Source organism: Pseudoalteromonas sp. CST2 (assembly GCF_028599385.1).
In the GTDB taxonomy this organism is placed as follows: domain Bacteria; phylum Pseudomonadota; class Gammaproteobacteria; order Enterobacterales; family Alteromonadaceae; genus Pseudoalteromonas; species Pseudoalteromonas atlantica.
Genome location: NZ_JAQREO010000010.1, coordinates 11,948 through 33,288, shown reverse-complemented (window position 1 = coordinate 33,288; position 21,341 = coordinate 11,948). Strand labels below are relative to the sequence as shown.

General features: G+C 42.8%; 16 protein-coding genes. 10 read left to right on the top strand and 6 right to left on the bottom strand.

The features are described 5' to 3' along the window. Positions 1 to 54: 54 nt before the first annotated feature. Positions 55 to 2,349, bottom strand: a complete 2,295-nt coding sequence (locus PSH41_RS13355; RefSeq protein WP_273589298.1) for a TonB-dependent receptor plug domain-containing protein — start codon at positions 2,347 to 2,349, stop codon at positions 55 to 57. Positions 2,350 to 2,688: 339 nt separating this feature from the next. Between PSH41_RS13355 and PSH41_RS13350 the strand changes: the two genes are divergently transcribed. Both PSH41_RS13350 and PSH41_RS13345 read left to right on the top strand, forming a co-directional pair. Continuing rightward, a complete protein-coding gene (locus PSH41_RS13350; protein WP_273633951.1) occupies positions 2,689 to 3,552 on the top strand; it encodes a GGDEF domain-containing protein in 864 nt (287 codons plus the stop codon). Continuing rightward, positions 3,536 to 4,534 carry a helix-turn-helix domain-containing protein gene (locus tag PSH41_RS13345; protein ID WP_273589302.1) on the top strand — a complete coding sequence of 333 codons (999 nt, stop codon included), beginning with the start codon at positions 3,536 to 3,538 and terminating at the stop codon, positions 4,532 to 4,534. The genes PSH41_RS13350 and PSH41_RS13345 overlap by 17 nt, the downstream gene beginning before the upstream one ends. Before the next feature lie 22 nt (positions 4,535 to 4,556). On the opposite strand, the gene PSH41_RS13340 is transcribed toward PSH41_RS13345, so the two are convergent. From PSH41_RS13340 to ettA, 3 genes are all read right to left on the bottom strand, one after another. Next, positions 4,557 to 5,465 carry a histone deacetylase family protein gene (locus tag PSH41_RS13340; protein ID WP_273589303.1) on the bottom strand — a complete coding sequence of 303 codons (909 nt, stop codon included), beginning with the start codon at positions 5,463 to 5,465 and terminating at the stop codon, positions 4,557 to 4,559. A gap of 62 nt (positions 5,466 to 5,527) precedes the next feature. Beyond that, positions 5,528 to 5,884 carry a PilZ domain-containing protein gene (locus PSH41_RS13335; RefSeq protein ID WP_096739995.1) on the bottom strand — a complete coding sequence of 119 codons (357 nt, stop codon included), beginning with the start codon at positions 5,882 to 5,884 and terminating at the stop codon, positions 5,528 to 5,530. Between the two features lie 118 nt (positions 5,885 to 6,002). Further along, the gene (gene ettA, locus PSH41_RS13330; RefSeq protein ID WP_055252958.1) at positions 6,003 to 7,676 is read right to left on the bottom strand and encodes an energy-dependent translational throttle protein EttA; all 1,674 of its coding nucleotides are present in this window, start codon (positions 7,674 to 7,676) and stop codon (positions 6,003 to 6,005) included. Between the two features lie 234 nt (positions 7,677 to 7,910). Here ettA and metA point away from each other — a divergent pair, with 234 nt between their 5' ends. From metA to metH, 3 genes are read left to right on the top strand one after another with little or no spacing between them, the layout of a single operon-like run. Further along, complete coding sequence (gene metA / locus PSH41_RS13325) at positions 7,911 to 8,858, top strand: homoserine O-acetyltransferase MetA (RefSeq protein ID WP_004587433.1); 948 nt, start codon at positions 7,911 to 7,913, stop codon at positions 8,856 to 8,858. Then, positions 8,848 to 9,921, top strand: a complete 1,074-nt coding sequence (locus PSH41_RS13320; protein WP_273589306.1) for a homocysteine S-methyltransferase family protein — start codon at positions 8,848 to 8,850, stop codon at positions 9,919 to 9,921. The genes metA and PSH41_RS13320 overlap by 11 nt, the downstream gene beginning before the upstream one ends. Positions 9,922 to 9,929: 8 nt before the next feature. After that, on the top strand, positions 9,930 to 12,560 hold the full coding sequence (metH, locus tag PSH41_RS13315) for a methionine synthase (RefSeq protein ID WP_273589308.1): 2,631 nt from the start codon (positions 9,930 to 9,932) through the stop codon (positions 12,558 to 12,560). A gap of 108 nt (positions 12,561 to 12,668) precedes the next feature. Here metH and PSH41_RS13310 read toward each other — a convergent pair whose 3' ends face one another. Continuing rightward, the gene (locus PSH41_RS13310) at positions 12,669 to 13,676 is read right to left on the bottom strand and encodes a DUF4238 domain-containing protein (protein ID WP_273589310.1); all 1,008 of its coding nucleotides are present in this window, start codon (positions 13,674 to 13,676) and stop codon (positions 12,669 to 12,671) included. Positions 13,677 to 14,041: 365 nt separating this feature from the next. On the opposite strand from PSH41_RS13310, the gene PSH41_RS13305 reads away from it, so the two are divergent. The 3 genes from PSH41_RS13305 to PSH41_RS13295 all read left to right on the top strand — a co-directional run bounded on the left by PSH41_RS13305 (position 14,042) and on the right by PSH41_RS13295 (position 17,738). After that, positions 14,042 to 14,797 carry a hypothetical protein gene (locus PSH41_RS13305; RefSeq protein WP_273589311.1) on the top strand — a complete coding sequence of 252 codons (756 nt, stop codon included), beginning with the start codon at positions 14,042 to 14,044 and terminating at the stop codon, positions 14,795 to 14,797. Positions 14,798 to 14,982: 185 nt separating this feature from the next. Continuing rightward, the gene (locus tag PSH41_RS13300) at positions 14,983 to 15,480 is read left to right on the top strand and encodes a (2Fe-2S)-binding protein (RefSeq protein ID WP_273589312.1); all 498 of its coding nucleotides are present in this window, start codon (positions 14,983 to 14,985) and stop codon (positions 15,478 to 15,480) included. Then, positions 15,477 to 17,738, top strand: a complete 2,262-nt coding sequence (locus PSH41_RS13295; RefSeq protein WP_273589313.1) for a xanthine dehydrogenase family protein molybdopterin-binding subunit — start codon at positions 15,477 to 15,479, stop codon at positions 17,736 to 17,738. The genes PSH41_RS13300 and PSH41_RS13295 overlap by 4 nt, the downstream gene beginning before the upstream one ends. A 66-nt stretch (positions 17,739 to 17,804) precedes the next feature. Here PSH41_RS13295 and PSH41_RS13290 read toward each other — a convergent pair whose 3' ends face one another. Further along, positions 17,805 to 18,002 carry a CsbD family protein gene (locus PSH41_RS13290; RefSeq protein WP_138611140.1) on the bottom strand — a complete coding sequence of 66 codons (198 nt, stop codon included), beginning with the start codon at positions 18,000 to 18,002 and terminating at the stop codon, positions 17,805 to 17,807. A 273-nt stretch (positions 18,003 to 18,275) separates the two neighbouring features. Between PSH41_RS13290 and hrpB the strand changes: the two genes are divergently transcribed. Beyond that, positions 18,276 to 20,702, top strand: coding sequence for an ATP-dependent helicase HrpB (hrpB, locus tag PSH41_RS13285; RefSeq protein WP_273589314.1), 2,427 nt, complete (start codon positions 18,276 to 18,278; stop codon positions 20,700 to 20,702). 94 nt (positions 20,703 to 20,796) lie between these two features. Beyond that, positions 20,797 to 21,261 (top strand): nuclear transport factor 2 family protein, encoded by a 465-nt coding sequence (locus PSH41_RS13280; RefSeq protein WP_273589315.1) that lies wholly within the window; start codon positions 20,797 to 20,799, stop codon positions 21,259 to 21,261. The last annotated feature ends 80 nt before the right edge of the window (positions 21,262 to 21,341 follow it).

Genomic DNA, 21,341 nt, shown 5'->3' with positions numbered 1-21,341 from the left:
CCAAAAGGCACGTAATAGCAAGCGATTACGTGCCAAATATGATGATGCCTGCTATTAAAATGCGTAGCGCAACATTAGTTGAACCACAGGACCTGCTTCTTCAGATTCAAGCTCGTACTCATCAAAGTCACGGCTGTTTTGATCATCAAGTGAGTCAAATTTGTTAAAAACTTCATCTTTACTGGCATCAAGTAGGTTTGAACCAACTAGGCGAAGTGTTACGTCATCCCAGCGCTTTTCAACGAAAAGCTCTAAATCAGCACCGTAAGAGGTGGTAACTTCTTCACCTACAAAGCGTCCGTATGCATCACCTTGGTTACGGTAAGTTGCACCAAATGATGCACGCAGTATTGGTAAATCTTGGATAAAGCCAATGTTATAAACATAATCTGATTGGTCATTAAACTTACGTTTACCAAAGCTGTCTTCAACTTCACTATCAAGCCAAGAGTAGTTTAAGAAAATACCAGTATTTGGCATGTTGATTGCGCTCAGTGGCGTTGATAAATCAAACTCAATACCTTGTACTGTGCCATCGCCAGTATTTTGTGGTTGCAGTACAAATGTACCTTCGCCTTCTGAGCCTTCAACACCTGTGCTGGCAATTTCAATTAGGTCGCTAACGTCACGGTAAAATACGTTTACACCGACAACGCCACTTTTACCTAAACGGTATTCGTAACCTAAATCAATACCCCAAGAAGATTCTGGCTTAAGATTTGGGTTACCTAAAAAGTCATTATCAGCGAGTTCTTCTTCAAGAAGAGCCGGTGTCATGTAATCAAAATCTGGGCGGCGTAAGCTACGAGCAACAGAGGCGCTTACTCGACCGTTATCACTTACACTGTAACGAAAGTGAGCTGAAGGTAAGAAAAAGTCATAGTCATTTTTTGCAGTAACGCCTTCATTGGTATCGGTAATGTTTGAGTCAGTTGACTCCCAACGTACACCCATCTCCCATGAGAACACATCAGCTTCGTGTTTGATTAATGCAAATAAGTCAAAACGGTCTTCTTCAAGCGTATTAACGCCACCATCTACTGCTTCAAATTCGTTGTTAAATTGTGCTAATGACATTGGCGTCTGGCTAAATTGATCCCAGCCAGTAAGTGTTTGCTCACTTTCCTCTTCAGCTTCAAAAATTGCTGTGTCGCGCTCTTTTCCTTGAACAAAAGCACCAAACTGAACTTCTTTTGAGTCGCTTACAAGCAAGCTATGCTGCCATTGCAATGACCACTCTTTATCATCGATATCAACAGTTTCTTCGGCTTCTTCAAAAACCATTGGTAGTTCAGACGAATCAAGCTCAACTTCTTGCTCGTATACAGATTCTTCAAAGCTGGCGTAACCTACTTTAAATTTACTGGTACCGCCTAAAAGCGGTAATTCATAACCTGAGTTAATGTTGTAGTTGGTTTGGTCAATGTAGGAAACATTTGCGTTGTCTGAAAGTAAGTTACCGCCTTCAACCACAGAGTTAGACGTGGCCGTCGCGTCGTCGTATTCAAAAGAGCGTTCGTCTTCGGTACGGTCTGTATCAACCCACATGGCGCTAATATCAAACTTGCCACCGTTATCAAATACCTTTTCAAAGCTGGCATTTAATGATGTGTCATCGCCATCACGAGTATCAGATTGATCTTCACGGTTATCAAAATCATCAGTTGCATAATTAGGGTTATTTTCAGGGCTATCACCATAACGTATGCTTGATTTTTGTTTTGGGTTATAACGACCTTGAAAATTAGCGCCTAGTAGTAAACGTCCACCTGCAAACTCAGTACCGTAAACGCCCGCAAAGCTTTCTTTTAGTTCACCATCATCATAGCGTAATCCTCCTGCGCGAATATAACCGCCGTCTAAGCTGTAGCCATCGCGAAGTACAATGTTAAGGGTGCCCGCAATTGCATCGGCAGAGCGGTTGGCACTTGATGAACGAATTATTTCTACACGCTCGATTAATTCGGCAGGAATACGGTCGACAAAAAATGAGCGATCAGCGCCTGCGCCTGGAACTTCTTCGCCATTGATCAGTACTTTTGTGTAAGCAGGGCTCAAACCGCGCATACGTGCGCCGTCAGACTCAAGCACATCTGATAAAAACGTCACACTAGGAACACGCTTTAGTGCATCACCTGCGGTGAGTGGTTCAAAACGCTGAAAGTACTCTTGAGAGTATTCAAGCGTTGGGGCCAATTCTTGTGAGCGGTTGCGATAGCCTATTTCGCCATAAACTACTAACTCTTCAGATACTTTTACATCAGTTGTGTGTTCTTCTTGTGCTGCATGTACTGCTAAATTGCAAAGTGATAATGCTGTTACCAGTGCTTTAAGTTTAAAGTGTGCCATGTAATTTGCTCCTGTTGCTGCTTGGTTTGAAAGCAAACTAATTAAATTAAATGACGCAAATGTGACAACACCCTATTTAGATCAGCAGGTTATTAAGGTTTTAAAAGCTTTACCTTGGCGTGTGAGCTAATCGCACTCCCAAGCAATATAGCGTTAATGGGCCATGCGCAGCTTATTAGTAAGTGCTTATCATTTAGCTGTCACATCATTGAGCTAATATGACCCTGCTACAAAAAATGCACTTCGGGTAGCATAAATACATACCCAATTTAAATAAGACAAACTATGCGATTTAATCCCTTTATTAGCCATCGGCTTTTAACAAACAGTATTATAGCTATGGCGTTATTAGCCATATTTTTATGTGCCTACTTAGGGGAGCTCAAAGAGCTGCAACACATACAATGGCTCGATATTATTGGTGAGGGCGGCATAGTGATTATGACCCTAACTTGGATTGTTGCCTTACTTATTTCGCGCCCGCCGGGCAAAGTTACTCGTTATTTGGTGCTTGGGCTTGGTTTATTTATGTTCTCGGGCACGCTCGATTTGCTCGATGAATGGTTAATGCAACCTGCGCAGCAGTGGCTAAGCTGGATAGAGTCACTGCCAGCCCCCGTTGGGATGCTGCTAACCAGTTTAGGTTTATACCATTGGCACCAAGAACAATATGTTTTAAATAAACAGCTAAGGCGCCGTGAAGCACATTTACGTGAGCACGATAAAGTATGCCCTGTTACCGGTGTTTATACAGCCGAGTACTTACAAAGCGTTTTAAACACGCAGCTTAAGGCGCCGCAGCCAGTTTTATTAGCCGCTATTGATATACGCGACTTCGCTAGTTTTAATAATGAGTTTGGTTTTAGCGAAGGGGATCGACTGCTACGCGAAATAAGCGAGCTTATACTAATGAACTGTCGGTTAAGCGATGTGGTATGTCGTTATGCGGGAGACTGTTTTATGGTGCTAATGCCAGCCACATCAAAGCAGCAAGGCCAAGAGCTTCTTAGGCAAATAACAGCCGCATTAAAACATTGTGCTTTTAAAGTAGAAGGCTCTGGGCTTGCTAAGTTTCAGTGTGTAACTACCCACATCATACAAGCGCAAAAAAGTGATACAGCTCACATTCTAATGCAACAATTGCACAGCGGCCTACAACTACAAAAACAACAAAGAGCCACCAGCAGTGAACAGTTATGTTAGCTTAAGTGACAAGTATTTAACTGCACAGGGGCTTATAACTGCCGTTGTAGAGCTTGCGCAAAGTAGGGGGATTGCCCTGCATAAATTGTTACGCGGCACCGGGATTTTTGAGCAAGATTTACTCAGCGTTGAGCATTGCTTTAGTTTAGAGCAGCAAGCTAAATTACTAAGTCAATTTAAACGCCTAATGAACACCCCCGACAGCGGTTTTTTACTAGGTAGTCAATTAGTTAACGATTCAACTAGCGCAGCACAAAGTGTATTGTACAGCGCTAAACTAGGAGCGGCTCTGTTACAAATACAGCGAGCGCATTTACAGCTTTGCCCTTTGTTTTTTAGTCAGCACTATGTAAGTAATCAGCAATTTTATATTTTTTTAAATGCTGCTACAGGGCTTGATGACGACCTACATAACTACATTTTAGAAATTTACAGTGCTGCGTTTTATAGTTTATTAAAGCGTTTGAGCCCGCACTATCCGCAATGTGAGTTCGACTTTAGCTTTAAGCGACCGCGTCATATTCATCAGTACGAGCAACATTTAGGTTTAAAGCTGCGTTTTGAGCAGCCAACGACTCGTTGGGTAATTAGCAAAACATTACTTCGCCAAGCTAACCCGTACGCCAGCGAATTACGCTTTATGCAAGCACGCGCTCAATTGGCTGTAAAATCTCACGAAAAATACACCTTTATAGAGGCTGTTTGGCGTTATTTACACACTTATAACGAGGCAAGTTTAGAGCAAACCGCCCAGTATTTTGCCATGAGCCCAGCCACGTTTAAACGAAAACTAAAATGCCATAATATGCGCTTTTCGAGCTTAGTTGATGAGCAAAATAAACATAAAGCCATTTATTTACTTACCTTGCGCGCTAAGTGCAATGAGCATGTTGCTGAGCGTTTGGCGTTTTACGATATTCCTAACTTTAGGCGGGCATTTAAACGTTGGACAGGGCTAACCCCAAGCCAGTTAAAAGTATAAAGCGCACAGGTTAATACTTATTTTAAAAACTAGCAGCCTGCTCAATCACTATTGCATGGCGCTGCGCTAAACGCGTATGGTCTCTGTCGTAGCCGCCACCAATAACACTGGCAATAGCGGTGTTATGTTCAAGGCAGCGCTTAAACACTAAATGGTCACGCTGTTTAATGCCGTCCCAGCTTATATCTAGTTTGCCTAAGCCATCGTCTTGCCAAATATCTACACCGGCATCGTATAGGACTAAATCGGGATTGAGTTCTTTTAGTAAAAATTGCAGGGTGTCATCCACAATGCCTAAGTATTCTGCGTCTTGCATATTGTTAGCAAGGCCTATGTCTAAATCGCTGGGGGATTTTCTAAACGGGAAGTTTTTTTCGCAGTGTATAGAGCAGGTATACGCATACGGCTGATGCGCAAGCATTGCAGCTGTGCCATCGCCTTGGTGTACGTCTAAATCAAAAATGAGCACGTTGGTCACTTCACCGCTTTGTATTAATGTTTGCGCGGTAAAGGCTAAGTCGTTCACCATACAAAAACCTGAGCCAAAATCAGTGTGTGCATGGTGTGTACCGCCTGCTAAATGACAGGCTAAGCCATGCTTTAATGCTAAGCGTGCAGTTTGTAACGTGCCTTGTGGGGCGGTGAATGTGCGGTTCATTAGCGGTTGCGACCAAGGTAAGCCAATGCGGCGCATAGCTTTTTCGTCTAGACGGTTATGCCATAAATCGTGAATGTAGTTTTCGCAGTGTACCAGTTCAAGTGGTTCAGGGGAGCCCAAAATAGGCTCTACTAAATTATTACCTGCAATGCCTAAACCTTTAACCTGCTCATATAAATGAGCAAATTTACTCATTACAAATCGGTGCTTAGGGTCAAAGCTAAACGAATAATTACTGTGATAGACCAAAGGTAAGTGAGGGTTTAGGCGCATAACCGTATCAATAATAAAGTTTGCGCTATAGTAATAAACTTAACTAAGGGAGTCTATTGCCGCTATTCAATCAATGAGGCAAGCTCGCGATGAAGTAATTGTTCATCGGCTAAATTAAGTTCAACTAACCGTTTTAAATAGGTAATGCTGTTTATATCTATATGGTGGCATTTTAGGCCGATGTGTTGATCTTCTATGTGGCAAATAAACACCTCCATTTTTATTTCTATATCGCTTTGTGGCAAGGTAAAGCGCAAGGTGGCTTCGCTATTTTTTGTGCCACTAAACGCCGCGCATTTAGTAATGAGTGCGCCATGTAAAGATACATCGAGTAATTTGCATGGGTAGCTCTCTCCTGCAAATTCTAATTGAGCCGCGGTTGAAAAAAGAATACGCGAGAACTGACGTCGATTTTCCATAAAACGAGTGCCTTTATTGTAATATTTAAATCAAGCATAGCGGGAAATAGCCCATAGCGATAAAAAATGGCATAAAAAAACCCCGCATAAATGCAGGGTTTGTTATATCAGTTAACAATTAACCAATTTTTTTATACTTAATACGCTTAGGTTGTGCAGCTTCTGCGCCTAAGGTCTTTTTAAGCCACTCTTCGTATTCAGTGTAGTTACCATCAAAGAAGTTAATTTGGCCTTCGTCGCGGTAATCTAAAATGTGTGTTGCAATACGGTCAAGGAACCAACGGTCATGCGATATACACATTACACAGCCTGGGAACTCTAAAATAGCGTTCTCAAGGGCGCGTAGTGTTTCAACATCAAGGTCATTGGTTGGCTCATCCAGTAGTACTACGTTACCACCCGCTTTTAAAAGCTTAGCAAGGTGTAAACGGTTACGCTCACCACCTGATAAGTCTTTTACAAACTTTTGCTGATCGTTACCTTTAAAGTTAAAGCGGCTAACGTATGCACGGCTTGGGAACTCAAAGTTACCAATTTTTAGTACGTCTTGTCCGTCAGATATTTCTTCAAATACAGTTTTGCTTTCGTCCATGTTGCCACGGAACTGATCAACCGTTGCAAGCTCTACAGTTTCACCTACGCTAATGCTGCCGCTATCTGGTTGCTCTTCGCCGCTTAGCATTTTAAATAGGGTTGATTTACCCGCGCCATTGGCACCGATAATGCCCACAATCGCGCCTTTTGGCATACTAAAGCTTAAATCGTCGATTAAAACGCGATCGCCAAAACTCTTACGTAAGTTATTAACTTCAAGCACTTGGTCACCTAAACGCGGACCAGGTGGAATAAATAGCTCGTTAGTTTCGTTACGCTTTTGGTAATCAGACTGCTGTAGCTCGCTAAACTGCGCCATACGCGCTTTAGACTTAGCTTGACGACCTTTAGGGTTTGAACGCACCCACTCAAGCTCTTGAGCAATTGATTTTTGACGTGCTTTTTCAGATTTTTGCTCTTGTTGTAAGCGCGCATCTTTTTGCTCAAGCCAAGAAGAGTAGTTACCTTCCCACGGAATACCTTCACCACGGTCAAGCTCTAGTATCCAGCCAGCTACATTATCAAGGAAGTAACGGTCATGCGTTACCGCCACAACAGTGCCTTCGTAATCATGTAAGAAGCGCTCAAGCCAAGCAACCGACTCAGCATCTAAGTGGTTAGTAGGCTCATCGAGAATAAGCATATCTGGTTTTTCGAGTAATAAACGACAAATAGCAACACGGCGGCGCTCACCACCTGAAAGGTGCTCAATTTTAGCATCCCATTCAGGTAAACGAAGTGCATCTGCAGCGCGTTCTAAAACGTTATCGATGTTGTGACCATCGTGCGCTTGAATAATTGCTTCAAGCTCGCCTTGCTCTTTTGCTAGGGCGTCAAAGTCAGCGTCTTCCATTGCGTACTCGTTGTACACTTCGTCAAGGCGGTTAAGGGCATGCTTTACTTCGCCAACAGCTTCTTCAACTATTTCGCGTACTGTTTTGCTTTCGTCCAGCACTGGCTCTTGCGGTAAGTAACCAATTTTAGTACCAGGTTGAGGGCGAGCTTCACCTTCAAAGTCTTGATCAACACCGGCCATAATGCGAAGTAATGTAGATTTACCAGCACCATTTAAACCTAGCACACCAATTTTAGCGCCAGGGAAAAAGTGCAATGAAATATCTTTTAAAATTGTGCGCTTAGGTGGCACAACTTTAGATACTCGACTCATCGAGAATATAAACTTATCAGGTAAAACCATGGAGGAAAGCCTTCAAATAATAATAAAAATTTCAATGTTGTATTGTAGTGGCTCACGGGTGAAACAGTCAACGAATGGCGGGTTTTAAAGCGCTAATGGCTGCAGGTTGATAAAGTATAAAATCATGAATAAATTTCATTTAGACATCTATACATCTAGAGGTTGATATTTTTAGCATACTGTTCATAATGAGAGCGTATAAATTCTCGGTTTTTATGAGTAGGAGTAAAAAATATGCCAATTACAGTGAAAGACGAGCTACCGGCTATTGCCCGTTTACGTGAAGAAAACGTGTTTGTAATGCCAAAAAGTCGCGCAAAAACGCAAGAAATTCGTCCTATGCGTTTGGCTATTTTAAATTTAATGCCTAATAAAGTAGAAACCGAAGTGCAGTTTATTCGTTTGCTTGCCAATTCTCCTTTGCAAGTAAATGTAGAGCTATTACGCCTAGATACGCACCGTAGCAGTAGCAACTCAGAAGAGCACCTAGATACCTTTTACCGTTATTTTTCAGAAGTGAAAGACAATAACTACGATGCGTTAATTGTTACCGGCGCGCCACTCGCACACCTTGAATACGACGATGTTGCGTACTGGGATGAGCTAAAAGTGATTATTGATTGGGCAGAGCAGCACGTTACCTCTACGCTGTTTTCGTGCTGGGCGGCGCATGCCGCGTTGTATCATCGTTACAATTTAAAACGCGATTTAAAAGAAGATAAACTTTGTGGTGTGTTTACTCACCAGTGTTACTTTGATCACGGGGCACTTACTCGTGGCTTCGACGACACCTTTTTAGTGCCGCACTCACGTTATGGCCACATAGATATAAATAAAATAAATGCCTGCGACGATATAGTCGTGCTGGCAGGCTCTGAAAAAGTAGGCGCTTACTTAATGAAAAATAAGTCGGGCAGCCAAGTGTTTATAACCGGCCACCCAGAATACGATGCCGACACATTAAAAGCAGAGTACGAGCGCGATTTACAAAAAAGTCCTGATGCGCCAAAACCCGAAAACTATTTTCCAGATAACGATGCAAGCAAAAAGCCGTCAAAAACGTGGCAAAGCCATGCCTTTTTACTGTTTTCGAACTGGTTAAATTACTACGTGTACCAAACGACCCCTTATGATATTAATTTAGTTAGCCAAGATGTGAGGACTAACAACTATGCCGAATAACGTGCAAAACAATAATAAACACAGCGAATTAAGCGCTGCATTAAAAGAGCGTATTTTAATTTTAGATGGTGCCATGGGTACCATGATCCAAACTCACAAGCTTGAAGAAGAAGACTACCGAGGCGAGCGCTTTAAAGACTGGCACGTACTAATAAAAGGCAATAACGATTTATTAAGCCTTACAAAACCTGAGTTAATAACCGATATACATCGCAGCTTTTTAGCCGCCGGTGCAGACATTATTGAAACCAATACCTTTAACTCAACCACCATTTCGATGGAAGATTACGACATGGCAAGCATAAGCCGTGAGGTAAACTTAGAGTCGGCCAAACTCGCACGCGCAATATGTGACGAGTTCACCGCTAAAAATCCAGAAAAACCTCGCTATGTAGCGGGTGTGTTAGGGCCAACATCTAAAACCTGTTCTATCTCGCCAGATGTAAACGACCCAGGTTATCGTAACGTAACGTTTGATAAGCTAGTTACAGCCTATGTTGAGTCTACCCTTGCATTAATGGAAGGCGGCGCTGATTTAATACTTATCGAAACCATTTTCGACACCCTAAATGCAAAAGCGGCCTCATTCGCAGTAGAAGAAGCGTTTGAGCAAGCAGGGCGTACATTACCCGTAATGATCTCGGGCACAATTACCGATGCCTCTGGGCGTACGCTTTCGGGGCAAACAACCGAAGCATTTTATAATTCTATTCGCCATATTAAGCCGCTTTCTATAGGCCTTAACTGCGCCCTTGGCCCCGATTTACTTCGCCAATACGTAGAGGAGCTTTCGCGCGTATGCGAAACATTTACCTCAGTACACCCAAATGCCGGTTTACCTAACGAATTTGGTGAGTACGACCTAGAAGCAGAGGACATGGCGAAAGAGATTATAGATTGGGGCAAATCGGGCTTTATAAATATTGTTGGTGGTTGCTGTGGCACCACGCCTGCGCATATTCGTGCGTTTGCCAAAGGGCTTGAAGGGGTAAAGCCTCGCGCATTGCCAGAGCTTGATGTTCGCATGCGTTTATCAGGCCTTGAAGCCTGTAACTTAAACTAGGAGCCAACATGACCCAGCAAATTGCAGTATTTACCAATGTTGGCGAGCGTACCAACGTAACCGGCTCTGCCATGTTTAAACGCTTAATCATGGAAGAAGATTACGAGACCGCCCTGAATGTTGCCCGCGAGCAAGTAGAAAACGGCGCCCAAGTTATTGATATAAACATGGACGAAGCCATGTTGGACTCAAAAGCGGCCATGGTTAAGTTTTTAAACTTAATTGCCTCAGAGCCCGATATTTCTAAAGTGCCCATTATGGTCGACTCCTCTAAATGGGAAGTAATAGAAGCAGGCCTTAAATGTATTCAAGGCAAGGCTATTGTTAACTCAATATCGCTTAAAGAAGGGGAGGAGCCGTTTAAACGCCAAGCTAAAATTATTAAACGTTTTGGCGCCGCCGCTGTTGTAATGGCGTTTGATACCGACGGCCAAGCCGACACCGCAGACCGCAAATACGAAATCTGTGAGCGCAGCTACAAAATATTAGTCGAAGAGATTGGTTTTCCGCCGGAAGATATAATATTCGACCCTAATATATTTGCCGTAGCCACCGGTATAGAAGAGCACGACAACTACGCCGTAGAATTTATTGAAGGCACACGCCGCATTAAGCAAAACTTACCGCACTGTAAAGTGTCGGGCGGGGTGTCTAATGTCTCGTTTTCGTTTAGAGGTAATAACCCCGTACGTGAAGCGATTCACTCGGTGTTTTTATACCATGCGATAAAAGCGGGTATGGATATGGGTATTGTAAACGCAGGCCAGCTTGCGGTTTACGACGACATCCCCGAGGAACTTCGCAAAGCCGTAGAAGATGTAATTCTTAACACTGACCCCGGTGCAGGTGAGCGCCTTGTAGAAATAGCCCCTAAGTTTTCGGGTATGGCACAAGCCGAACGCGTAGAAGATTTAGAGTGGCGTACATGGCCTGTTGAAAAACGCCTAGAGCACGCTCTTGTGAAAGGCATTACTACTTTTATAGATGAAGACACGGAAGAGTGCCGCGCTGCCGCCGATAAACCTATTCACGTAATTGAAGGGCCATTAATGGATGGCATGAACGTGGTAGGGGATTTATTTGGCGCAGGTAAAATGTTTTTACCGCAAGTTGTTAAATCGGCCCGCGTAATGAAGCGAGCAGTGGCCTACCTAGACCCATTCATAGAAGCCGAAAAAGAAGAAGGTGCCACTAACGGTAAAGTAGTTATGGCCACCGTAAAAGGCGACGTGCACGACATAGGTAAAAACATTGTAGGCGTAGTACTGCAATGTAATAACTACGAAGTAATCGACTTAGGCGTAATGGTACCTGCCGAAAAAATACTGCAAACCGCGATTGACGAAAAAGCCGACATAATCGGCCTTTCAGGTTTAATTACCCCATCGCTTGATGAAATGGTACACGTAGCCAAAGAAATGACCCGCCGAGGTTTTGAGCTACCACTTATGATTGGCGGCGCAACGACCTCTAAAGCGCATACTGCCGTTAAAATTGAGCCGCAGTACGATAAAGGCGTAGTGTACGTAAATAACGCCAGCCGTGCAGTGGGCGTGGTATCAAGCTTATTATCTAAAGAGCTAAAACCGGCCTTTTTAGAAAAAACTAAAGCCGAGTACGAAAAAGTACGCGAGCAACAAGCGCGCAAAAAGCCACGTTCAAAACCCGTTACCATACAGCGCGCCCGCGATAACGCAGCCAAGCTTGATTGGGATAACTACACGCCACCGGTGCCTAAAAAGCTGGGCGTGACCGAATTTAAAAATGTATCAATTGCGACTTTACGTAAATACATAGATTGGACCCCGTACTTTATGACGTGGTCAATCGCTGGTAAATACCCGCGCATAATGGATGACGAAGTAGTGGGCGAGCAAGCACGCAGCTTATTTAAAGACGCTAACGACATGCTCGATGACCTTGAAAAGTCAGGTGCTTTGCAACCTTTAGGTGTAATTGGTTTATTCCCTGCAAACCGCGTGGGTGATGACATAGAAATTTACACCGACGAAACCCGCAAAGAGCTGTTAACTACCTCATGCCATTTACGCCAGCAAACCGAAAAAACCGACTTTGCTAACTATTGTTTGGCTGACTACATTGCGCCAAAAGGCACACCTGATTACTTTGGTGCGTTTGCCGTAACGGGTGGTTTAGAAGAAGACGACCTAGCCGGCGCGTTCGATGCCAAGCAAGACGACTACAATAAAATAATGGTAAAAGCGGTTGCCGACAGGCTCGCAGAAGCGTTTGCAGAATACTTGCACGAACAAGTGCGTAAAGAGTATTGGGGTTACGCAGCCGATGAAAACTTAAGTAACGATGAGCTAATTCGCGAAAACTACCAAGGTATTCGCCCAGCGCCTGGTTACCCAGCGTGCCCAGAGCACACCGAGAAAAAGAAAATTTGGCAGTTACTCGATACCGAAAAACGAATTGGCATGCAGCTCACCAGCTCATACGCCATGTGGCCAGGGGCTGCGGTTTCGGGCTGGTATTTCTCACACCCAGAGGCAAAATACTACGCCGTAGCATCTATTCAAAAGGATCAGGTAGAAGATTACGCCAAGCGAACTAATATGACGCTCGAAGAGGCTGAAAGATGGCTGTCGCCTAATTTGGGGTATGAGCCGGAGTAAAAGAGCAGCGGTCAGTTTATAGCTGTCAGCTATCAGTAAAACAAGAACGAGCCTATGTGGCTCGTTTTTTAAAGTGAGATCTTTCTGATCACGAAAAGTTAGCAAGAGCTAATTTCGATATTTCCGTTTCCTACCGATTAAATACTCGTATGGTTTTAATATTTCTGCCTTGTTTGAAATAATATGATAATGGGCACCCTCAGCCATTTTAGTATTAACTTCTTTTACAAATGACTCGTTAACTAAGTTTGTGCCATTTACAAACCTATCTGACCAACCTATAAAATATGCTTTAGTAGGCGATAACGGGTAAAAATAATCTGTTTCTTGTTTTAATGGTGGTGTACCCATATTGATTTTAGGGTGAATGTTTATTACAGGTGCGTCAGCTGTAATAAACGGGGTACTGGTATTATTTTCTAAAATTGATTGATAGCAGTAATCTCTATTAATACATAAGCTTTTACCTAAATTATTACCATATAGAAAAGAAATGAACCACCAACTTTCCTCTATTAATTCAGCTATCTGAGGGCCGCAATTCTTAGCAAAAGATTTAATAAAGCTTTCTTTAAAAGCTTTAGTTCTAGTCAATTGATGCCCTAAAAATAATAAGAAAGGTGTCATTTTATCAATCTTTCTTAAAGTACTTACATTTAAACCTCTAAGTTCATTTGAAACACTTGAAGCATCGCGTTCAAGTTGGGAGTGCATATTTTCTATTGAGTTGTTTTTAGCAGCATTAAATAACTTATCACCATATTCACTATTAACACCCAAAGACGTATAGTGTTTATATATCTCTTGTGTGTCTAAATAGCTTTTAAGGGCTTTTTCATGGTGCTTTTTTAATTCAATATCATTACTCATAGCTATGAGTGTTTTAATTAAGTAAACGTGTTCTTCAGTTAGCATATTCACACGATAGAAATGTTTTTCCACAGCCACACTCTTTATGCTGTCTTGAGCTATGCCACCTTTTTTCTTAGTGTAATATATGTTTCGGCCGTTAGTAGACCAATGCTTCATATAATTGGCCCATACATAATGATGATTTTGTTTTATTTCCAACTTTTTATTATTAAGCCATTCCATGTCTTGTTCACTTTTATTCATTAAGTCGCATTTAGTAATGTCGGAAAAAACATTACACATTAATATAAATACAGATTTAAATAGTGGTTAATTTTATTTTAGATTAACATCAAACAGCCAAATCACAGGTGCTAAAACTTAGATAATTACTTAATTTGCTTAAGCCTATTAAACAGCAGATAGTTATTTTATTTAAGGTAATCAAGTGAGAATGAAATCAACGAGCCAGAATACAGGTATTGTTATGAATTAATTACTTTTTTATATTAAAGAGGTTCATCTTTAGCATATCCAGGAATTATCAATTTTATGATTTTATCCCAAAATTGGTGTAGACGTATTTACCCAGACTGTTCTATTTCTGAAAGCTTTATTAGAGGACTACAATGAAGTTTATAAACCACGTAGTGGTGTTATTATCCCTATTTTTCACATCGAACACATTTGCGCTTGAGCAGAAGTATCACGAGAGTGTTTTACCTGTTATTGCTGCTTTTAAAGCGCAGGATAAAACTGTGATTGCTGAGCATATTCGCTACCCTTTAAAAAGGCAATATCCATTGCCCGACATTAAAAATGAAGCTGAGTTTATTAATCGCTTTGATGAAGTGTTTGACGATGAGCTTGTTACTATTATTGGCAGCTCTAATATTAATACCGATTGGGATAAAGTTGGTTGGCGTGGCATTATGCTAAATAACGGCGTGATGTGGGTAGATACTAACGGTACAATTATCGGTATAAATAGCCACACAGCTAAAGAGCAGGCATTTGCTAAACGCTTAATTGAACAAGATAAGCAATCACTTCATTCAAGTATTAATACATTTGAAGAGCCAGTGCTGGATTGGAAAACGGCTAGCTACCATATTCGCGTTGATGATTTAGGTGATAGAAATTACCGTTATGCAGTGTGGAGTAGTGATAAAAGGCCAAAGGACAAGCCTGATATGGTTTTATTTAACGGTGATATTACCTTTGAGGGTAGCGGCGGCAATCACCACTATACGTTTATAAACGGACGCTATAGTTACGTATTACACGTTACTGTAATTGGTTGCGATACATCGCCACCTGGTTGGCTTGAAGTATATAAAAATGATGAGCAGCTATTAAATGAGCCAGTTATAAGTACTAAGTAGAATCAGTAAACCCTTCTTATCTCTATCCAATAAAGCTGCCACTTAATAACAGCTATAGGTTGGCGTTTCGCCGATAAAAATTTCAATAAACCAATTCTAAGTGGTAGGCTAAAAAAGTAGCAATTATTCAAACCGTTCTCGCGCAACAAGGCATTCCTTTAAAGCGCTTTGCCAAGGAGTTAAATATGATCACGCTTACCGTTAATGGTAATAAACATGAGTTTACAGGCGATCCGTCAACGCCGGTGCTTTGGTATCTTCGAGATGAATTAAATTTAACCGGGCCTAAGTTTGGCTGTGGTATGGCGCAATGTGGTGCGTGCACCATACATATTGATGGCGTAGCGCAGCGCTCGTGCATTTTACCGGTATCGGCTGTGGCAGGGCGTGCTATTACCTCTATTGAAGGGTTAAGCGAGCAAGGCGACCACCCCGTACAAAAAGCCTGGGTTGAGCATAAAGTGCCGCAGTGCGGGTTTTGTCAGTGCGGTCAAATAATGCTAGCGGCAAGCTTATTAGCCGCTAACCCCAACCCCACTGATGATGAAATAGTGAGTAATATGTCGGGCAATATTTGCCGTTGTGGTACGTATCCGCGTATTCATAAAGCGATTAAGTCGGCGGCTAAAACCATTGCGGGCGTTGAGTATTTTGACCCAAATGAACAAGGGGAAGAGGTATGAAAAACGACAATACGTACTTTGACCTAAACCGTCGCCAATTTTTAAAAACCAGCGCAATAGGCGCATTAGTATTAGGCACTTATTTTGTAGGCAGTGCACCAAAAGCGTTTGCAGGCGTGTTAGAACAACCGTCTGAGCAAGCAAAACGTGCCAACTTATTTATAGCGCTGCGCCCCGATGGCATGGTTGAAATAACCTGCCACCGCTCTGAAATGGGCCAACAAATTCGTACCGCCATTGCCCAAATTGTGGCAGACGAAATGGAAGCTGCATGGGATAAAGTGGTTGTTATTCAAGGTAAGGGCGACCCTAAATATGGGGATCAAAATACCGATGGTTCGCGCAGTATTCGCTACAACATGCAACGCCTGTGCGAAATGGGCGCAAGTGTTCGCTACATGATGCAGCACGCAGCTGCTAAATATTGGAACGTTGAGCCGCAAACCTGTACAGCTAATCAGCACGTGGTTACCCACAGCTCGGGTAAAACGCTTGCCTATAAAGACTTAATTGACCTCGCGCTTGGTATTACCCCGCCAGAGCCTGACAAGTTAACACTTAAAACACGTAAAGAATGGCGTTATATAAATACCGGTATGGCGCACATAGATTTAACCGATTTAGTAACCGGTAAAGCCACATTTGCTGCTGATGTTCGCGAACCAAAGGCGCTGGTGGCTATGATTGAGCGCCCGCCGGTAGTAGGTGGTGTGGTTAAATCGTTTGATGCCAGCGCCGCTAAAGCAATTAATGGCGTAGTTGATGTTATTGAAATGCCTGTACCAAAAGGTGCGCCGCAATTTCAGCCAAAAGGCGGTATTGCAATTGTTGCTAAAAATACCTGGGCTGCATGGCAGGCGCGTAAAGCACTAAAAGTAGTGTGGGATGATGGTAAAAACGGCGATTATAATTCAGAGAGCTTTAAAAAGTCGTTATTACAAACCGTTAATGAGCCGCAAGCGCATGTACGCGAAAAAGGCGATGCAGCAAGTGTATTGGCTAAATCGAGCAATAAGTTAGTAGCCGACTATTACGCGCCGCATTTGGCTCAAGCACCTATGGAGCCACCTTGCGCCACTGCAATGTACAATAAAGACAGGGTAGATATTTGGGCTGCAACGCAAAACCCGCAAGCTGATATGAAAACCGTAGCTGCGTTACTTGGTATGCAAGAGAGCCAAATTAACGTGCATGTCACCATGTTAGGTGGCGGTTTTGGGCGTAAATCAAAACCTGATTTTTCAGCAGAAGCTGCCTACATTTCAATGAAAGTAGGACAACCTATACGCGTACAGTGGACGCGAGAGGATGATATTCAGCACAGTTTTTATCATGCGGTATCGGCTCAACATATTGAAGCTTCACTAGATGAAAAAGGTAATATTGAGGCTTACTTACACCGTACGGCGTTTTCGCCAATTATGTCGACCTTTCAAGAAGGGGCAACGTCGCCTGCAGGTTTTGAGCTGCGCTTGGGCTTTACCGATAACCCCATAAACTCACCTAACTTAAAGTTAGAAAACGGCGAAGCACCCGCTAAAACAAGAGTAGGTTGGATGCGTTCGGTATCAAATATTTTTCATGCTTTTGCTATTCAGTCATTTATTGCTGAAGCTGCGCATAAAGCAGGGCGCGACCAAAAAGACTATTTACTTGAAGCCATAGGCCCTGATCGCATTTTAGATGTAACCGAGCAAAATGCCTCGTACGATAACTATGGCGGCGATAAAGATGTTTACCCATTAGATATTGGTAAATTACGCCATGTTATTGAAAAAGTAGCCGATATAAGCAAATGGGGCCGAAAGCTGCCAAAAGGTCGCGGGTTAGGTATTGCAGCGCACCGCAGCTTTTTAACCTATGTGGCTACTGTGGTTGAGGTAGAGGTATCGGATGCTGGTGATTTAAACGTGATTAAATCGTGGGTAGCTATTGATGCAGGTACGGTTGTAAACACCGATACCGTTAAAAACCAAACCCAAGGTGGCTCTATTTACGGTATTACCACTGCAATTAGCGACGGTATTACCTTTGATAAAGGCCGCGTGCAGCAAAGTAATTTTCATGATTACCGCGTACCGCGTATGAGCGATTCACCACTAGAGGTAGAAGTAGAAATAATACAAAGCGATGCGCCACCAGCAGGTGTAGGCGAGCCCGCAACGCCGGTTTACGCCCCTGCGCTATGTAACGCTATTTTTGCCGCTTGCGGTAAGCGTATTAGGCAACTGCCTATAGGTAACCAATTAAAAGCGTAAATAACGTCCTTTTTTAGCCGTTAAACAAAAAAACCGCCAAATGGCGGTTTTTTTAGAAGTTAGCGATTAGTGAGTTCTTTCAAACTCGTCTACTTCGCGCTCTGCTTCTTCTTTAGATTTACCATACTGCTGCTGGATTTTACCCACTAGCTCTGTACGGCTACCTTCAATTTTGTCTAAATCGTCGTCAGTAAGATCGCCCCATTTTTGTTGCGCCTTACCTTTAAGCTCGTTCCAATTACCTTTCATACGATCGTTGTTCATAAGTATCTCCTTACTTAGCTTTAATTAACGTTCAGTATAAAAGGAGCAAAGCGTGTACCAATCAGTTAAACTTTTTATTTTGTGTTTATAATCATTTATTTATATATTTAAGCGAAGCGTTACTTTTATTGCAACACGTATGTTCTTAAAAAATGTACAGAGCGGTCTGTAATTATTTCTGATTATGGATACGCGTAAACTCATCTGCTTTTGCGGCGCGTTTATTATTGGTTTTTGTTACAATGCACACAAAGCAATTTTGGATAAATAGCAGTGCTGCCGGTTCAAAACATATATCAACAACTTCTAACTACATTACAAAGTAACCCCATAACGTTATTACAAGCACCGCCTGGTGCAGGTAAGTCAACCTGGTTGCCGCTACAGCTTATGCGCGACGGCCATTTTAAACGTATTGTAATGCTTGAGCCGCGCCGCTTAGCAGCACGTAATATTGCCAATTACTTAGCACAGTGCCAAAACGAAAAAGTGGGGCAGAGTGTTGGTTTGCGAGTACGCGGCGAGAGTAAAGTAAGCAGTAATACGCGCCTTGAAATAGTCACCGAGGGTATGCTTACTCGCATGCTACAAAACGACCCCGAATTAAGCGATATAGACTTACTGATATTTGATGAATTTCATGAACGCTCAATTGCGGCCGACACTTCACTGGCCTTTGCTTTAGAGACCCAAAGTGCGCTGCGTGATGATTTAACTATACTACTTATGTCGGCCACCCTTGATACCGAGCGCTATACGCAGTTTTTTGATTGCCCGGTTATACAATCAAGCGGGCGTAGTTACCCCATAGACGAAGTATACATACCAATAAAAGATGAGAGCCGCTGGTTAGATGCTATTCCCTCTTTAATAAAACAAGCACTAAACGAGCAAAGCGGTAGTGCGTTGGTGTTTTTGCCTGGGCAGTTTGAAATAGTACGTGTGCAGCAGGCCCTTAATGATTTACCAAGTAACTGCTTAGTTGCCACATTATTTGGCGAGCAAGATAAAGCCAATCAGCAAGCGGCGATTGCCCCTGCGCCTAAAGGTATGCGCAAAATTGTGCTTACCACCAATGTAGCCGAAACCAGTTTAACCATTGAAGGCATTCGTATTGTTATTGATAGCGGCAAACGCCGTGCCGCAACGTTTAACTTAAAAACTGGCGTAACTGAGCTTACAACACAAAGTATATCGCGCTCCTCTGCTGTGCAGCGAGCGGGGCGTGCAGGGCGAATAGAGCCAGGGGTTGTTTACAGGCTTGGCTCAAAGCAAACATTTGAGCGACGTAATAGCCACGATAGCCCGGAAATACTCACCTCAGACATAAGCCAACTTATGCTGGAGGCAAAACAGTGGGGCGCAAATATTAGCGAACTCACCTTGCTTGATACGCCAACAGCGCAGCAATGCACGCAAGCGGCAAACTTATTAACCATGCTTGAAGCCATCGACTCTAAAGGTAAGCTCACTAAATTGGGCAGCAACATGCTGGGTTTTGGGGCGGATATTCGTTTAGCGCATATGCTTTTAAAAGCGCAAGCGCTTGAGGCAGAACTCCCTGGTATTTATCGCTTAGCACTTTATTTAGTGGCGCTGCTTGAGAGCCGAATAAACAGCGCCAACGAGCTAAGCTTGGCGCTACATAGCCAACAGCAAAGGCCACACCCAGTATTTAAACAGCAGTTAAAATACTGGCAAAGCCGTTTAAAAGTAACCGACAGTAACAGCGAGCTAAACACCGAGTATTTAGGTTTGCTAGTGGCATTAGCTTACCCCGATCGCATTGCAAAAAAACGCGGCAATGGCTACTTACTTGCCAATGGTGCGGGCGCTGATTTAAACACCGATTACTGGCATAACGATGACTACCTTGCTATTGCAAGTATGGGCGGCCATAAAGGCACGCGTATTTTTGCCGCCACCGCACTTAGCCCATTTGAGCTACAAGATTACTTACCGCATTTGTTTACTACGCTTACCCGCTGTGAGTTTGATGAAAAAACCGCGCGCTTTATCCATCAAGACGAAGTAAAGCTCGGCGCTATTACGCTTACAAGCCAACCAAGTAAGCAAAAGCTTGATAAAACCGAGCGCGCTAAAGCGTGGCTTAATTTATTTACCAAGCATGGTTTTGCATTATTTAATGAACAACCCGATGCGCAGCAGTTTTTAATACGCATGAGTTTAGCCAGTCAGTTTATGCCAGATACGTTCCCGGCCATAAGCGAGCAGCAACTTATCGAAACAGCTGATGATTGGTTAGGCGTATATTTACAGGATATAAAAACGCTGGAGCAGCTTAAAAAGTTTAACTACTTTGAAGCACTGCAAAATTGTTTTGACTGGACACAGCAAACAGCCCTAAAAACGCTGTTACCGCTTAGGTTAACGGTACCGAGTGGCTCAAATATAAAAATTAATTACCAGCTAGATGGCCCCGCAAAACTTAGCGTGCGCATGCAAGAAGTGTATGGCTTAACAAGTACGCCAATGCTTGCAAATGGCAAGCTGCCTCTGCTTATGGAATTACTCTCGCCAGGTAAGCGTTCATTACAGCTTACGCAAGATCTTGCGCACTTTTGGGCTAGTAGTTATCGCGATGTACAAAAAGAAATGAAAGGACGTTACCCCAAGCATTTTTGGCCCGACGATCCAGCCAACAGCGTGGCAACCAATAGAGTAAAAAGCAAAATGTAGGTTTATTAACTTAAAAGTATTTGTTTTATTTTTGAACATGTGAATATAGTGTACCTATAAATAAATCAATACTTTTAACTACAAGGAAGAAGTGATGAAACGACTATTTACATTAGCTTTGCTATTAGTGAGTACCTTTTCGGTTAATGCTGAAGAGGCGCTGGACTTAAACAAATTTGCACAGCATTACTACAACACAATGACCGCCACGCAAGCGCCTAACGCAAGTGAAAAAGAGCTTGAAGCCTACCTTAATTTATTAACAGACGATGTAGGCAGCCAGCACATACCGTATCAAGTAGATGACTCTCGCACTGCCGATGGCAAAAAACTAATGCGCAAAGGCATGAGCTTTTACTTAGGCGCGCATACCCACTATGAAAGTGAGCTACTCAATACTTTTATATTTAACGATAGCGGTTTTGCGATTCGTTATAAAAACCACGCTAAGGGCATTCATCCGCAAAGTAAGCAGCCAATCGAGTACACATCAGTAATGATGGAAGTAATAGAAGTTGAAAACGGTAAAGTGGCGATGATCCGTAAATATCACGAATAAAACGTAAAGTGATAAAACGCGCTAGCCATTAAAGCAAAGCTAATGGCTAATTGGGCTGTAATAGCTTTTTGTTGTTAAGT

What these genes read in the sequence shown, in the direction of transcription:
- PSH41_RS13355 (WP_273589298.1), bottom strand. Translation starts at nt 2,349, where the DNA reads ATGGCACACTTTAAACTTAAAGCACTGGTAACAGCATTATCACTTTGC.
- PSH41_RS13350 (WP_273633951.1), top strand. Translation starts at nt 2,689, where the DNA reads ATGGCGTTATTAGCCATATTTTTATGTGCCTACTTAGGGGAGCTCAAA.
- PSH41_RS13340 (WP_273589303.1), bottom strand. Translation starts at nt 5,465, where the DNA reads ATGCGCCTAAACCCTCACTTACCTTTGGTCTATCACAGTAATTATTCG.
- PSH41_RS13335 (WP_096739995.1), bottom strand. Translation starts at nt 5,884, where the DNA reads ATGGAAAATCGACGTCAGTTCTCGCGTATTCTTTTTTCAACCGCGGCT.
- ettA (WP_055252958.1), bottom strand. Translation starts at nt 7,676, where the DNA reads ATGGTTTTACCTGATAAGTTTATATTCTCGATGAGTCGAGTATCTAAA.
- metA (WP_004587433.1), top strand. Translation starts at nt 7,911, where the DNA reads ATGCCAATTACAGTGAAAGACGAGCTACCGGCTATTGCCCGTTTACGT.
- PSH41_RS13320 (WP_273589306.1), top strand. Translation starts at nt 8,848, where the DNA reads ATGCCGAATAACGTGCAAAACAATAATAAACACAGCGAATTAAGCGCT.
- metH (WP_273589308.1), top strand. Translation starts at nt 9,930, where the DNA reads ATGACCCAGCAAATTGCAGTATTTACCAATGTTGGCGAGCGTACCAAC.
- PSH41_RS13310 (WP_273589310.1), bottom strand. Translation starts at nt 13,676, where the DNA reads ATGAATAAAAGTGAACAAGACATGGAATGGCTTAATAATAAAAAGTTG.
- PSH41_RS13305 (WP_273589311.1), top strand. Translation starts at nt 14,042, where the DNA reads ATGAAGTTTATAAACCACGTAGTGGTGTTATTATCCCTATTTTTCACA.
- PSH41_RS13300 (WP_273589312.1), top strand. Translation starts at nt 14,983, where the DNA reads ATGATCACGCTTACCGTTAATGGTAATAAACATGAGTTTACAGGCGAT.
- PSH41_RS13295 (WP_273589313.1), top strand. Translation starts at nt 15,477, where the DNA reads ATGAAAAACGACAATACGTACTTTGACCTAAACCGTCGCCAATTTTTA.
- PSH41_RS13290 (WP_138611140.1), bottom strand. Translation starts at nt 18,002, where the DNA reads ATGAACAACGATCGTATGAAAGGTAATTGGAACGAGCTTAAAGGTAAG.
- PSH41_RS13280 (WP_273589315.1), top strand. Translation starts at nt 20,797, where the DNA reads ATGAAACGACTATTTACATTAGCTTTGCTATTAGTGAGTACCTTTTCG.